At 57.5% G+C, this 15125-nt stretch carries 12 protein-coding genes; 7 read left to right on the plus strand and 5 right to left on the minus strand.

Features of this window, described 5'->3' with window-relative positions; genetic code table 11:
- Window positions 1–146 precede the first annotated feature (146 nt).
- Window positions 147–1019 (minus strand): DNA-binding transcriptional regulator YeiE, encoded by an 873-nt coding sequence (yieE, locus tag M2407_RS10120; RefSeq protein WP_041415520.1) that lies wholly within the window; start codon window positions 1017–1019, stop codon window positions 147–149.
- Window positions 1020–1280: 261 nt separating this feature from the next.
- On the opposite strand from yieE, the gene M2407_RS10125 reads away from it, so the two are divergent.
- Entirely contained in the window at window positions 1281–2369 is a 1089-nt protein-coding gene (locus M2407_RS10125; RefSeq protein WP_020827758.1) for a YeiH family protein, read from the plus strand.
- 103 nt (window positions 2370–2472) lie between these two features.
- Window positions 2473–3312, plus strand: a complete 840-nt coding sequence (nfo, locus tag M2407_RS10130) for a deoxyribonuclease IV (protein ID WP_020827759.1) — start codon at window positions 2473–2475, stop codon at window positions 3310–3312.
- Window positions 3313–3369: 57 nt separating this feature from the next.
- Here nfo and fruA read toward each other — a convergent pair whose 3' ends face one another.
- Genes fruA through fruB form a run of 3 tightly spaced genes read right to left on the minus strand, consistent with a single transcriptional unit; the run spans window position 3370 to window position 7144 of the window.
- Window positions 3370–5061 (minus strand): PTS fructose transporter subunit IIBC, encoded by a 1692-nt coding sequence (gene fruA, locus M2407_RS10135; protein WP_046373091.1) that lies wholly within the window; start codon window positions 5059–5061, stop codon window positions 3370–3372.
- A gap of 11 nt (window positions 5062–5072) precedes the next feature.
- Window positions 5073–6014 (minus strand): 1-phosphofructokinase, encoded by a 942-nt coding sequence (fruK, locus tag M2407_RS10140; protein ID WP_012145945.1) that lies wholly within the window; start codon window positions 6012–6014, stop codon window positions 5073–5075.
- Window positions 6011–7144, minus strand: a complete 1134-nt coding sequence (gene fruB, locus M2407_RS10145) for a fused PTS fructose transporter subunit IIA/HPr protein (protein WP_259217892.1) — start codon at window positions 7142–7144, stop codon at window positions 6011–6013. The genes fruK and fruB overlap by 4 nt, the downstream gene beginning before the upstream one ends.
- 247 nt (window positions 7145–7391) lie before the next feature.
- On the opposite strand from fruB, the gene M2407_RS10150 reads away from it, so the two are divergent.
- The 4 genes from M2407_RS10150 to M2407_RS10165 all read left to right on the plus strand — a co-directional run bounded on the left by M2407_RS10150 (window position 7392) and on the right by M2407_RS10165 (window position 13070).
- Window positions 7392–7814, plus strand: a complete 423-nt coding sequence (locus tag M2407_RS10150; RefSeq protein WP_122079870.1) for an NUDIX hydrolase — start codon at window positions 7392–7394, stop codon at window positions 7812–7814.
- Between the two features lie 259 nt (window positions 7815–8073).
- The gene (locus tag M2407_RS10155) at window positions 8074–9234 is read left to right on the plus strand and encodes a NapC/NirT family cytochrome c (RefSeq protein WP_020827764.1); all 1161 of its coding nucleotides are present in this window, start codon (window positions 8074–8076) and stop codon (window positions 9232–9234) included.
- Between the two features lie 12 nt (window positions 9235–9246).
- Window positions 9247–11727, plus strand: coding sequence for a trimethylamine-N-oxide reductase TorA (torA, locus tag M2407_RS10160; RefSeq protein ID WP_020827765.1), 2481 nt, complete (start codon window positions 9247–9249; stop codon window positions 11725–11727).
- A 164-nt stretch (window positions 11728–11891) separates the two neighbouring features.
- On the plus strand, window positions 11892–13070 hold the full coding sequence (locus M2407_RS10165; protein WP_046375007.1) for a sugar efflux transporter: 1179 nt from the start codon (window positions 11892–11894) through the stop codon (window positions 13068–13070).
- Here M2407_RS10165 and M2407_RS10170 read toward each other — a convergent pair.
- Entirely contained in the window at window positions 13067–13321 is a 255-nt protein-coding gene (locus M2407_RS10170; protein ID WP_044552526.1) for a YkgJ family cysteine cluster protein, read from the minus strand. The two genes, M2407_RS10165 and M2407_RS10170, sit on opposite strands and share 4 nt — an antisense overlap.
- Window positions 13322–13605: 284 nt before the next feature.
- Between M2407_RS10170 and mtr the strand changes: the two genes are divergently transcribed.
- Window positions 13606–14850 carry a tryptophan permease gene (gene mtr, locus M2407_RS10175; protein ID WP_020827768.1) on the plus strand — a complete coding sequence of 415 codons (1245 nt, stop codon included), beginning with the start codon at window positions 13606–13608 and terminating at the stop codon, window positions 14848–14850.
- Window positions 14851–15125: the final 275 nt, after the last annotated feature.

A 15125-nucleotide genomic window follows, 5' to 3' on the forward strand; every position in this document is an offset into this window, starting at 1 on the left:
CCGGCGAACTAGTAACATTGCACTGATATAAGATAGCTTCATAATTCAGGGCTAATTATTAGCAACGGCCCTCTAGGCCTTACTTACTGTCATTAATGTGACAGGGTGCAGATTTTTATGCTTCGTTTCTGCTTGCGGAGGCATTTTCAGGACGCAAGCGTGCAGTAGCTGAGAAAACGCTGCAGGGCATTGGAGATGTGCTTTTGCCGGTGATGGATCAGATAAAGCGTTCGCATCAAGGGCGGCAACGGCAGTTGCAGTTCCACCAGCGCGCCGCTGGCCAACTGTTCCCCTATCACCCGCCGCGACAGGCAACTGATACCAATGCCGTGGCGAACCGCATGTTTGATCGCTTCCGAGTTCCCCAGCTCCATCACCAGCTGAAAGTGCGGCAGATGCGCCAGTAACAGATGATCCAACACTTCACGCGTGCCCGAGCCCCGTTCGCGCAGGATCCACGGCGCATTCGCCAACATCGCCAAGGTTAAAGGCTGGCCCGCCAGCGGATTGTCCGGTGCAGCGAACACCACCAGCTCATCCTCCAGCCACGGCTGGGTGACCAGCTCTGGCATATGGCAAGGGCCTTCGATCAGGCCTAAATCGACCCGAAAATCTGCGACCGCGACAATCACGTCCTGACTGTTTCCCACATTGAGCTCCAGCGGCGTGGCGGGAAAATCTTGCCGATAACGAGCTATCATCTCCGGCAACATATAGTTGCCGATGGTGCTGCTGGCCGCGATGCGCAGCGCGCCGCCGTCATGGCGGAACAGTTGCTCAATCTCTCCGGCCTGCTCCAGCAACGCCAGCGCCTTCGGGTACAGCAGCCGCCCATGCTCATTGATGACCAGACGTTTACCGACACGATCGAACAACTGCACGCCCAGCTGCCCTTCGAGGTCGGCCAGCGCCGCACTGACTGCCGATTGCGATAACGCCAGAACTACCGAGGCCTGCGTGGTCGAACCGCTTTTCAGCACTTCGGTAAAAACTTCCAATTGACGTAAGGTGATATGCATAAACTTCTCGATATACAAAAAAGCGGCCTGTCAGTAAAGCCACTGAAACTAATGCTAAATCTGCGCCACTGGCCGGCAGCAACGCACAGGGTGAATAACACTAAGGTTATCACGTTTGCAGAAATCGACATGGGGGCCACTCATGCTTCAGGCCGCAGACTAACCACTTATTCAGATAGGTTATAAATATATAATCAATTTCTCTTTTATGTCGCCAGCACGTAGTCTTTGGCTCAAGGATTTGATGACAAGGGCTGACTTATGGCGACCAATACCACACACGATTTTCCAACGCGGCAATTTCCGCTATTCGGTCTACCTCGGCTGGTGCCGGGGCTGCTGCTAACCGGTGCCATCACTGCGCTGGCGGTCTGGGTAGGTGATATTCCATGGGTAGCCGGGCTGGGACTGGGCGCGCTGACGCTGGCGATTTTGCTCGGTATTTTAGTCGGCAATACGCTGTATCCCTGGCTACAGCCGAGCTGCCACGGCGGTGTTCAGCTCGCCAAACAGCGTTTATTGCGTCTGGGCATTATCCTTTACGGTTTTCGCCTGACGTTTCAGCAAATTGCTGACGTGGGAACCACCGGCATCATCATTGATGCATTGACCCTGAGCACCACTTTCCTGCTCGCCTGCTGGCTGGGTAAAAAAGTGTTCGGTATCGACAGCCAGACCGCGATGCTGATCGGCGCCGGCAGCAGCATTTGCGGCGCGGCGGCCGTGATGGCGACCGAGCCGGTGTTGAAAGCCGACTCCAACAAGGTGGCGGTGGCGGTAAGCACCGTGGTGGTCTTCGGTACGCTGGCGATCTTCGCTTATCCGTGGCTGTATCAGTTGAACGAGCATTTCCAGTGGCTGCCGTTTAATCAGGAAAGTTTCGGCATCTTTACCGGTTCAACCATTCATGAAGTGGCGCAGGTGGTCGCTGCCGGGCACGCTATCGGGCCGGATGCTGAAAACGCCGCGGTCATCGCCAAAATGATTCGCGTCATGATGCTGGCCCCTTTCCTGCTGCTGCTCTCAGGCTACATCAGCCGCAGCCGTAGCGCAGGAAGCACCGGTAGCCAGGCGGAAAAATCCGCGATAACCATTCCGTGGTTTGCGGTGCTGTTTATCGCCGTTGCCGGGTTGAACTCATTCGACCTGATCCCGGCGGCACTGGTAAAACACCTGATTACCGCCGATACCTGGATGCTGGCGATGGCCATGGCGGCACTGGGGTTGACCACCCACATCAGCGCGGTGCGCCAGGCCGGGGTTAAGCCAATCCTGCTCGCCACGCTGCTGTTCGTTTGGCTGATTGTTGGCGGCGGCGCCATTAACCTTCTGGTGCAGTATTTTATCTGATTTGCTTCCCTTCAGGCCCGTAACCGCGGGCCTGCGCTTTTCCTGCCATTCAATCCTTCCGCTATCAATGCCATAATGACGCCGATTACACAGGAGAATGAAAATGAAGTTTGTCGGTGCACATGTCAGCGCGTCAGGCGGCGTGGATCAGGCGGTTATCCGCGCGCACGAATTGGAGGCGACCGCATTCGCCCTGTTCACTAAAAATCAGCGTCAATGGAAGGCCGCCCCGCTGCCTGCCGACGTGATCGATAAGTTTAAAAGCGCCTGTGCGCAGTACGGCTACGGCCCAGGGCAGATCCTGCCGCACGACAGCTATTTGATTAACCTTGGCCACCCGGTGACCGAGGCGTTGGAAAAATCCCGCGAAGCCTTCCTTGATGAAATGCAGCGCTGCGAACAGCTGGGGCTAACCCTGCTGAACTTCCACCCCGGCAGCCACCTGTTGCAAATTGAGGAAGACAAATGCCTGGCACGCATCGCTGAATCCATCAACATGGTGCTGGACAAGACCGAGGGCGTGACGGCGGTTATCGAAAACACCGCCGGTCAGGGCAGCAATCTGGGCTTCAAATTTGAACATTTGGCGGCGATTATCGATGGCGTGGAAGACAAGAGCCGCGTCGGCGTTTGCATCGATACCTGTCACGCCTTTGCCGCCGGTTACGATCTGCGTACCGAAGAAACCTGCGAGCAGACGTTTAAAGAGCTCGGCGACATCGTGGGGTTCAAGTACCTGCGCGGCATGCACCTGAACGACGCCAAGAGCGAGTTTGGCAGCCGCGTCGACCGTCACCACAGCCTGGGTGAAGGCAATATCGGTAAAACAGTATTCAGCTATATCATGCGTGACGATCGTTTCAACAATATCCCGCTGATCCTGGAAACCGTAAACCCGGATATCTGGGCGGAAGAGATCGCCTGGCTGAAGGCACAGCAGTAATTGCCAGATAAAAAAAACCGGAGCCTAAGCTCCGGTTTTTTATTGCCTGCGCCAGCGTTAAGCTACCGTAGCCGCAGGGACTTCAGCGCGTTTCAGCAGTGCGTAAGACACCCCCGCCAACAGCGTACCGGCAACGATCGCCACCAGATACAACAACACCGGTGTGATAGCGCCAGGGATCAGCAGAACGAACAACCCACCGTGCGGTGCCATCAGCTTGGCGCCGAATGCCATCGACAGTGCGCCGGTCAATGCGCCGCCCGCGATGCAGCATGGCAACACGCGCATCGGATCACGGGCGGCGAACGGAATGGCGCCTTCGGAGATAAAGCACAGGCCCAACACCAGCGCTGCTTTACCGCCTTCCTGCTCGGACTTCTCGAACTTGCGACGCGCCAGTAATGTTGCCAGCCCCATCGCCAGCGGTGGCACCATACCGGCCGCCATAATGGCCGCCATAGGGGCATATACCGACGAGCTCAGCAGCGCCACACCAAAAGCGTAGGCCGCCTTGTTAACCGGACCACCCATATCGGTACACATCATGGCACCGAGGATCGCCCCCAGCAGTACCGCATTGGCGGTACCCAGTGATTGCAGCCAGTGAGTCAGGCCTTCCATAATTTTCGCGACCGGCGTACCGACGATGAAAATCATGATCAAGCCGACAATCAGGCTGGCGACCAAGGGAATGATCAGGATCGGCTTCAGCGCTTCCATACTCTGCGGCAGACGCAGTTTGGTGCTGATAAATTTGGCCACATAGCCCGCCAGGAAACCGGCAATGATACCGCCGAGGAAGCCGGCGCCGGTGCTGACGGCCAGCATGCCGCCAATCAACCCCGGCGTCAGGCCCGGACGGTCAGCGATCGAGAAGGCAATAAAACCGGCCAATACCGGCACCATCAGCGCAAAGGCCGAGCCGCCGCCGATCTGCATCAACGCCGCTGCCAGCGTGCCCTTGACTTCGAATGCCTTGATACCGAACACGAACGACAATGCGATACACAAACCACCCGCCACCACCATCGGCAGCATGTAAGACACGCCGGTCAACAGGTGACGATACGGGCCGGCGCTCTCTTTCTTCTTACCGGCGGTGGCCGGCGCACCGCTTTTTTGCGGTTGGAAAATCTCGGCTTCGGCCTGCGCCTTGTCCAGTTCCTGCGCTGTTTTTTTCAGCGCCAGACCGGTAGAGGTACGGTACATCGGCTTGCCGGCAAACTTATCCAGATCCACTTCAATGTCCGCCGCCACGATCACCAGGTCGGCCGCCGCCACTTCTTCTGGCGTAATGGCATTGCCGGCGCCGACGGAGCCGCGGGTTTCAACTTTCACCCACCAACCACGCTTTTTGGCTTCGCTTTCAATGGCTTCGGCCGCCATAAAGGTATGGGCCACGCCGGTCGGGCAAGCGGTGATCGCCACGATACGTTTTTGACCGGCGGCTTTAGCCGGTTCGACGGCTGCCGCGGCCGGTGCCTGATAGGCTTTCGCTTCGGCCATCGCCTGCGCCAGAAAGGCTTCCGGCTCACGCACCGCATGCGCCACGTCACCCACATAAACCCGTTTGCCGTTCAGCGCGGCGTCAGCAGGTACAGTTTGCCCTGCCACCACCACCAGTTCAGCGTCGGCGGCTGACTCAACCAACGTCAGGCCGGTTTTCACCGCAGCAGCGCCAAGCATGCGTTTCGCCAGGTGACTACGTGCCTGCCCCAGCGAATTGTCTATCATCAGCAGTGTTTTCATTCTGCCTCCTGCTATTGATTAAAAGGTTTCAGATCGACACGCGCCATCATCGCGGCCAGCTGTGGACGGTCGGTCACGCCAACGTTGCTCTGGCTTACCGCCAGCGCAGCCACGGCGGTGGCCAAACGCAAAGTGTGTTCACTGGATTCACGCATCAGCAGGCCGTAAATCAGGCCGCCGACCATCGAGTCGCCGGCACCCACGGTGCTGACCACTTCGCAGGCCGGTGGCTTGGCAATCCAGGCGCCGGACGCGTTGACCCACAGCGCGCCTTCGGCACCGAGGGAGATAACCACGTGGGCAATGCCCTGATCGCGCAGCGCATGCGCCGCTTCGACCACGTCAGCCAGCTGCGGCAACGGACGCCCGGCCCAAATTTCCAGCTCGCGGCGATTCGGTTTCACCAACCACGGCGCCGCTTTCAAGCCGGCAACCAGGGCTTCACGGCTGCTGTCGAAAATGATGCACGGGCACTGGGCGCGCAAACGGATCATCCAGTCGGTGAAAGCGTCGGGATCGACCCCCGCCGGCAGGCTGCCGCTGACCGCGACCATGTCGAACTGGCCCAGCCAGCTCAGGGAATCGGTCACGAAACGTTCCCAGTCCTGCCCGCTGACTTCAAAACCGGAGAAATTGAAATCGGTGACTTCACCGTCTTTTTCGGTCAGTTTGACGTTAATACGGGTGCGTCCCGGCACCACCTGGAAGCGGTTGGCAATGCCCAGATCGCTGAACAGCAGTTGGAAACCGTCCTGGTTGTCTTTTCCCAGGAAGCCGCCCACCGTCACATCAATACCCAGATCCTTCAGCACCTTGGCGACGTTGATGCCTTTCCCGGCGGCGTGAAGGCCGGCGGTTTTGACCAGGTTCACTTCACCGCGCTCGATCTCCGGGCAAAAGCCCACCAGATCGTAAGCCGGATTCAAGGTAATTGTTGCTACTCTTCTGCTCATGCTGCGCCCTCGCCCAGTCCTTCGTTAATCGCTTCACCGATCGCCTTCAGCGCGGTTTCAGCATCTTCACCTTTGGCGGTAAAACGCAGGTGATGTCCTTTTTTCACGCCCAACGCCACCACCTTCATCAGGCTACGTCCGTTGGCCGGTTTGCCACTGCCATCCAGGTTAGTGACGGTAATTTCACTGCTGAATTGCTTGATCACATTGACCAGCGCCGTGCCCGGACGGGCATGCAGGCCGTGTTCGTTACGGATCACGTACTCAGCGCTCAGCGTGGTGTTTTCTTCTTCCACCTCACTGGTCAGCAATGCCAACAGGGTGACGGCATCCGCGTTCAGCAAGCGTTCAGCTTTGTTCGCCAACAGCAGATCGCTGAGGTAATTCAGCACCGCCAGCGGCTGCGAGTCAGCCACCGACAGCGTCAGCAACAGCGCAACCTGCTCGCCCTCTTCTTCAAACGGCTGCGCCGGACGGCTTACCGTAGCCGCGCTGGCCAAGTTGCCTTCGGTGCTGTCGCTCAGCCAAATGCCCTGCCCCAGATTCAGCGGCTTGCGGGTGATGACGTCGCTGACGAATTGAGCGTTAACCACACCGATTTTCTGCAGGCGGCCCGCATTCAGCGCCTGCAGCGTCATCAGGCTGTCGGCGGCCACGTCTAGCGCAATCAAGGAAGCGTCGAACTTGAATTCCGCCGTCAGCTTTTCGCCCATCAACAAGCTGCGTAACTCTTCTGCCGAGGTGGTTTTCGCCAGCTGTTCGGCTACGCTGTCGTCGCTCAGAACGTGGGTCAACTGACGCAACAGCGCCAGGTGTTCATCGGAACGTGCGGCAATGCCGATCACTACGTAAGCAGTTTGGCCTTCGCCCCACTCGATACCCTGAGGGAACTGAAACACCTGCACGCCGGTGTTCAGCACCAGATCGCGGGTATCGGTAGTGCCATGCGGGATGGCGATACCGTTCCCAAGATAAGTGGAAGTTTGCAGCTCACGCTGCAACATGCCGTCCACGTAAGGCGCGCTGACGCAGCCGGCCTCGGTCAGTGCGGCAGCCACCTGACGGATGGCTTCCTGTTTGTTACTCGCGGTAGCACCCAGGTGAATATCTTGCTGTGACAACTGGAACATGATTCTCCTCTCCTGCTGAATTGAATCGTTTCAGCTTCGTTGGGAAAAAGGAGCGTTACCGGTACGACATTATCGCGCCCATAACGCTGAAACGTTTCAAGGAGTGTGTAAGCCCCCATGTGCGAAAGCAAGTTTTCTCAATTTTGACGTGATAGATTTTTGACCTTACGCACACTTTTCCCTTAGGGTTACCCGTCGCAGCGCTAAAATGACATACTGTGCTGAAATTTTGCTGACGGAGGGAAACATGACTGTAGTGGCGGGCGTAGGCGTAATCATTGTCAATGAACAAGGGGAAATTTTGCTGGGCAAACGCTGCGGCAAGCACGCCCCCTTCTGGTCCATCCCCGGCGGGCATCTGGATGCCGGCGAAACCTTTGAACAGTGCGCACAGCGTGAGATCGCCGAAGAAACCGGGCTGATCATCGCACCACCGAGCTTTGTCGGCATCAGCAATAATCTGCAAACCTGGCGCGCCGAGGGAAAGCATACGGTTTCCATCTGTTTGCTGACGCCCCATCCTGGCGGGGAAGCCGAGCTGAAAGAACCGGAAAAATGTGCCGAATGGCGCTGGTGCCTGCCGGAAGCATTACCTGAACCGCATTTTGAAGCCAGCCGTAATGCCATTCATCTGTGGCTGACGGGCCAAACTTACCTACCGGCAAAATAGCTGTTTTCAATCACGGTTTCTCTCTCCCTTCCGTGATCTCGCTCATAGTCTGATAAATCCACATGAAAAATACGTTATATAACCCAGAATATAACGCTGAAAAATCCCCCGAACGACCATTTTTCTTCTAAAAATACCCCTATAGTATTAGATGACTTTACCAATAGTACCTATACTTCCTCAGGTATGTCGGCGCTCGTCCGGCACTTTTTTTTGGCAAGGTTTTCCTTGGTATTTCATAATTATAAGCGGATTCAATATGACCAATAAACTCACTGGCTTGATAAAAAAGCACCGCTGGGGATGGCTGTGGATTTTGCTGCTCGGAATTATCCTCGGGGCAGCATTATTGGCGGGTACCGCCACCGTATTCCATAAAACCAGCGACACAGCCTTCTGCGTCTCCTGCCACACCATGCAACAACCGCTGGCCGAATATCAGGGCAGCGTTCACTTCCAAAATACCAAGGGCATTCGCGCTGAATGTGCCGACTGTCACGTTCCCCATGAGCCCCTCGACTACCTGTGGACCAAAATCCGCGCGGTAAAAGACATTTATGGCGAGATGGTGGGCACCATCGATACGCCTGAGAAATACGAGGCGCACAAGCTGGCCATGGCGCAGTCGGTCTGGAAAACGCTAAAAGAAAACGACTCCGCCACCTGCCGCTCTTGCCACAGCTTTGACGCAATGGACATCACCGCCCAACGGCCTGAAGCGCGTATCCAACATCCGGTGGCCATCAAACAGGGTGAAACCTGTATCGACTGCCATAAAGGGGTCGCGCATATCCTGCCGGACATGAGCGGTGCAGCCCAGGCCGGTGCCGCCGAGTTGGCGAAAGCCGCCGCTGAAACCTCGCCAACCGCCACCACGTTGTACACCATTGCCACAGAACCCTTCTTCCTCAAACCGGACGACAGCCACAATGCCGGCAACCTGATGCCATCCACCGAAGTGCAGGTGGTGAAACAGGAAGGCGACAAAGTGCTGGCCAACGTCACCGGCTGGCAGCAAGACGGTGTCGCTGAAGTGTTCTACGCCGCGCAGGGCAAACGCATCCTCAGCGTGCTGCTGGGTGAAGACGCTCGCAAACTGCTGAAAACCGGCACCACCATGACCGATGCCGAAACCGGTCTGGTATGGCATCAGGTTTCTCTGCAAGTTTGGCTGCCGCGCAAACAACTGATCGACGATCAGCAAAAAATCTGGCGCTACACGGCAGATATGATGTCGGCCAACTGCACCGGTTGTCACGGCCTCACAGCCCTCGATCGCTTCAACGCCAACCAGTGGATCGGCGTAATTAAAGGTATGGCTCCACGCACTTCGCTGACGCAGGAACAGCTGCGCGTTCTGACACAGTACGTGCAGAAACACGCCAGTGACATGCAGCCAGCCGCACCAGCCAAGCTTTAAGGGAGAAGCGAAATGAGCAAGTATCAACAACAAGCGTTAAAAATGAGCCGCCGCCGCTTCCTGACTGGCGCGACCGCGCTGGCCGCAGCACCGCTACTGGCGGGCCTGTGGCCCAAGTCAGCGTTGGCCCAGGCCATCAGCCAGGCGCTGCCGCAATTCGTCGTGTTGCGTCAGGCACAAAAAGGCATTTTGACCGGCGCGCACTGGGGCGCCTTCGAAGCCATCGTCCAGGACGGTAAAATGGTCGGCGTGCAGCCGGTCAAAGACGATCCTTATCCGAACGAACTGATCACCATGGCGCCCTATCAGGTGCACGCCGAAAACCGTATCAAATACCCGATGGTGCGCAAAAGTTGGCTGGAAGGCGGCCCTGGCAGCCGTACCGAACTGCGTGGTCGTGACGAGTGGGTACGCGTCAGTTGGGACAAGGCGATTGATTTGGTCTGTGGTGAGATCACCCGCTTGCAGAAAGACCATGGCCCGCAGTCCATTTATGCCGGTTCTTATGGCTGGAAAAGCGTCGGGATGCTGCATAACAGCCGCACGCTGCTGCAACGCCTGATGAACCTGACCGGCGGCTTCCTTGGTTACGCGGGCGACTACTCCACCGGTGCCGCGCAGGTGATCATGTCGCACGTGGTGGGCTCCATGGAGGTTTACGAACAGCAGACCGCCTGGCCGAACGTGATTGAAAACAGCCAACTGGTGGTGCTGTGGGGCTGTAACCCGATGATCACGCTGAAAAACAGCTGGAACGTCCCGGACCACTACGGCCAGACGGGCTTTGAGGCGCTGAAGAAGAAAGGCACCCGAGTGATCAGCATTGATCCGGTACACAACGACAGCGCCAAATTCGTCGATGCGCAGTGGATCGCTCCGCGTCCTTATACCGACGGCGCCATGCTGATCGGCATCGCCCACACGCTGCTGACCGAGAAGCTGCATAACCCGGACTTCCTGAAAACCTACACCGCCGGTTTCGACAAGTTCCAGGCCTATCTGTTGGGTGAAACCGACGGTACGCCGAAAACTGCCGAATGGGCGGCCGATGTGTGCGGCGTCGATGCTGACGTGCTGCGTCAGTTAGCACGCGACATGGCGAAAAATCGCACCATGATCATGGGCGGCTGGGGGATCCAACGCCAGCATCATGGCGAACAGCAGCATTGGCTGTTGGTTACCGTGGCGGCGATGCTCGGCCAGATTGGCCTGCCGGGCGGCGGCTTCGGCTTCAGCTATCACTACTCCTCCGGCGGCAGCCCGACGGCGAAAGGCGGCATCATTTCCGGTATCTCTGCCGGTAACGCACCGAAGAACTCACCGGCACCGATCCCGGTGGCGCGCATCGCCGAATGCCTGACCAACCCGGGCAAGACAATTAATTTCAACGGCGCACAGGTCACCTACCCCGAGGTGAAAATGGTCTATGTGGCGGGCGGCAACACCTTCCACCAGCATCAGGACACCAACAATCTGGTCAAGGCCTGGCAGCGGCCGGACACCATCGTGGTGAACGAGCCTTATTGGACCGCCACCGCAAAGCATGCCGATATCGTTCTGCCGGCCACCACCAGCTACGAACGCAACGATCTCGAAATGGGCGGCGATTACTCACAGCTGTATGTGTTCCCAATGCATCAGTGCGTCGCGCCGCAGCATGAATCACGCAGCGATTTCGATATTTTCGCGGCCATGGCGGCCAAGCTGGGGGTGCAGGACGCCTTTACCGAAGGCAAAGATGAAACCCAATGGCTGAAAGGCATGTACGATGACATGAAAACTCAGGCACGTGCTGCCCGGGTCGCCCTGCCACCGTTCGACATGTTCTGGGAGTCCAACAATTACGTGCGCTTCCCGGTGCCGGAGGCCAATACCCAATGGGTGCGTTTCGCCGACTATCGTGAAAACCCGCTGCTCAATCCACTGGGGACGCCATCCGGTAAAATCGAGATCTACTCCGACGCCATTGCCAAAATGAAGTATCAGGATTGCCCAGGTATTCCGACATGGATGCCGCCGCATGAATGGTATCGCGGCCCGGAAGCGGTGAAATACCCGCTGTCGCTGAACACCGCGCACCCGATCAACCGCCTGCATTCGCAGCTCGACAACACGCCACTGCGCAAGAAATACGCGGTAGCCGATCGGGAAGCGATTGTGATCCACCCGCAGGACGCCCAGTCACGCGGCATTGCCAATGGCGATCTGGTGCGGGCCTTTAACGATCGCGGCCAGATCCTGGTGGGTGCGGTGGTGAGCGAAGACGTGCGCCCTGGCGTGGTGCGCATCAGCGAAGGTGCCTGGTTCGATCCGGCCGATCCGTCACAGCCGGGTTCGCTGTGCAAGAACGGCAACGTCAACTGCCTGACCTTCGACGTCGGCTCCTCCAGCCTGGCTCAGGGTAACTGCGGGCAAATGGCACAGTTGCAGATCGAGAAGTATCAGGGCGAGGTGCTGAAAAACACCGCGCACGACGTGCCGGCTGGCGCCTAACGTCGAAGTTTGTCATACCCAGGGCGATGGTGACATCGCCCTTTTTTTAGCCTGATGCAGGCAAGAACTTTTTACCATTAAGCAGAATGAAACCGGTTTTTGTTCTTTTTAAACAGGCGTATTATGCGCGCGACTCCCTCATTTACGGCTATTTGCTGACCTCTATGCCTACTTCAACTGCGGTAACGCGACGCTCGCCCGATCTGACTTCGCTGGCCTTTTTAGTGGTGGCGTTCCTCACCGGGATTGCCGGTGCGTTACAAACCCCGACGCTGAGCCTGTTCCTGGCAACCGAGGTGAAGGTGCGCCCTTCCATGGTTGGGTTATTTTTCACCGGCAGCGCGGTGATCGGCATCCTGGTCAGCCAGTTTCTGGCTCGACGTTCGGATCAAAAAGGGGATCGCAAAACGCTGATCTTCCTCTGCTGCATGTTAGGGGCACTGGGCTGCGTACTGTTCGCCTGGAACCGTAATTATTATCTGTTGCTGGCAGTCGGCGTAATGCTGACCAGCTTCGGCTCGACCGCCAACCCGCAGATGTTCGCTCTGGCGCGCGAACACGCCGACCGCACCGGCCGCGAAGCGGTAATGTTCAGCTCTATTCTGCGGGCTCAGGTTTCTCTCGCCTGGGTTATTGGGCCGCCTATCGCCTTTGCGCTGGCATTGGGATTCGGTTTTAAGGTGATGTATCTGGCCGCCGCCGCAGCGTTTATCCTGTGTGGCGTGCTGGTGTGGAAAATGCTGCCGTCGATGCGTAAAACGCCGGTGGCTTCCAGCACCACGCTGGAAGCTCCGCGGAAAAATCGCCGCGATACGCTGCTGCTGTTTTTAACCTGCACCTTTATGTGGACCGCCAACAGCATGTATTTAATCAATATGCCGCTGTATATGGTGCATGAGCTGCAACTGCCGGAAAGGTTGGCCGGAATATTGATGGGGACGGCGGCCGGGCTGGAGATACCGACCATGTTGCTGGCCGGCATGGTGGCGAAACGCTTCGGTAAACGTTTCCTGATGCGTTGCGCGGTGGCGGCGGGCCTGCTGTTTTACTTCGGGTTACTGTTTATCACCGGTACCTGGCAACTGATTGCCCTGCAATTGCTCAACGCGGCGTTTATTGGCGTGCTGGCAGGCATTGGTATGCTCTATTTTCAAGATTTGATGCCCGGTCAGGCCGGGGCGGCAACCACTTTGTTTACCAACACTACGCGCGTGGGCTGGATTTTTGCCGGTTCAATCGCCGGCGTGGTGGCGGAGGTCTGGAACTATCACGCGGTGTTTTATTCCGCGTTGGCGATGGTGGTCGGCGCGGTGCTGTGCCTGTGGAAACTGAAAGACGCTTAAGGTGCAGTATCCGCTTCCAGCTTGATCAGATAGACCAATGCCTGGTCGCGGTGGTCATGGCACATTTCGCGGCTGGCCTGCAGGCTGCCGCAGACCTTGGGCCGCAGCGGTGAATGAAACAGGCCACAACGCAGCTGCTCGCTCAGATGAATGCAGCGGGTGTTGGCGGGCTTGCCGTTAGGCATGCCGGGGATCGGGCTGGATATTGAAGGCGCAATACAACAGGCGCCGCAGTCGGTACGACAGTCCATCAGCGAGTCTCCCGGTGGGCTGGCGGAATTGAAGCGCGACAATATCAGTCGCGCTCATCGGCCGCCAGCATAATCCGTATTGGCGCGCGAATCTTTACATCTCGCGTTTTAAATCGTGAATCGCCCCGTTTTCTCACCTGCCCGCAAATTGCCATAACCCCCCCTTCCGCCGCCAATTAATGCATGAAACAAGCGCATTAGCGGCTTTACATGCGCCAACCGCACATGTACCATTGAGCTAGTACAAAAGAATCCACGGCCGACGAGGCCAATCAGGAGCAAAAATGTCCGCGGACACCATCCAGAAGCTTTCCCGCCCTTCAGTGCTTGGCGGCGCGATGATCATTGCAGGCACCGCCGTCGGCGCCGGCATGTTCTCCATTCCCATCGTCACTTCTGGCGTGTGGTTCAGCGGCTCCGTCGCGCTGCTGGTTTATACCTGGGCCTGCATGCTGATTTCTGGCCTGATGATCCTGGAGGCCGCCCTGCACTACCCAAGCGGCGCCAGCTTCCACACCATCGTCAAAGATCTGCTGGGTAAAGGCTGGAACGCCATTAACGGTATTTCCATCGCCTTTGTCCTGTACATCCTCACCTATGCCTATATCTCCGCCGGTGGCTCGATTATCGCCCACACGCTGGAAGGTATCGTCGGCGTCGGGCAGTCCACCGCCGGCTTGGTGTTTGCCGTGGTGGTGGCGTTTATCGTGTGGCTCTCCACCCGCGCCGTTGATCGCCTGAGCACGATCCTGATCGGCGGTATGGTGATCACCTTTGTGATGTCGGTGGGCGACATGTTCACGCATGTGCAGCCGGCAGTACTGTTCAACCGCGGTGACGACCAGGCCAGTTACCTGCCTTACGCCCTGGCGGCGCTGCCTTATCTGCTGACCTCCTTCGGTTACCACGGCAACGTGCCGGGACTGGTGAAGTACTACCACAAAGACAGCGGCGCAGTCGTGCGCAGCCTGGTGTACGGCACCCTGCTGGCGCTGGCGATCTATATCCTGTGGCAGTATGTGATTCAGGGCAACATCGCCCGCGATGCCTTCAAACAGGTGATTGCCGAAGGCGGCAACATTGGCAGCCTGCTCAAGCAGATGGGCAACGTTTCCAGCAGCCAGACCGTCGGCCAGCTACTGAACGCCTTCTCTTATATGGCGCTGGCGAGCTCATTCCTCGGGGTGTCGCTGGGGTTGTTCGATTACCTGGCAGACTTCTTCAAATTCAGCGATGACACCGTCGGACGCAGCAAAACCGCGCTGGTGACCTTCGCGCCGCCGACCATTGCCGCCCTGCTGTTCCCGAACGGCTTCCTTTACGCCATCGGCTTCGCCGGCCTGGCCGCCACCGTTTGGGCGGTAATAGTACCGGCCATGATGGCGCGTGCCAGCCGCCGCCGCTTTACCGAAGCGCAATATCGCGCTCCCGGTGGCTACGGCATGATCCTGTTCATCATTCTGTTCGGGGTGATCAACGCCGTCGCGCACGTGTTGGCATTGCTGGGTCTGTTACCGGTGTTCCAGTAATACCGTAGGGGATGGCGTCCGCCGTCCCCTTAGTCTGATGACAAACACCCGAAAAACGTGGTTTTCGGGTGTTTGAGGTAAATCAGAAGACACCATCCTTTGTTTTTATTTGCCCCAGAACAGAACTTTTAACTGCAAAGGACGTTGTCAGCAATTTGAGGGGATGGCGGCCGCCGTCCCCTTTTTCTGTCACTGTTTTTGCTCGATCTGCTTGCCTGAAATCAGCGGCGCGAGTAACTTGTCGCAACTTCCCAAATACTCTTCATTGCAGGTTA

Source organism: Serratia sp. BIGb0234 (genome assembly GCF_024809915.1).
GTDB lineage: Bacteria > Pseudomonadota > Gammaproteobacteria > Enterobacterales > Enterobacteriaceae > Serratia > Serratia liquefaciens.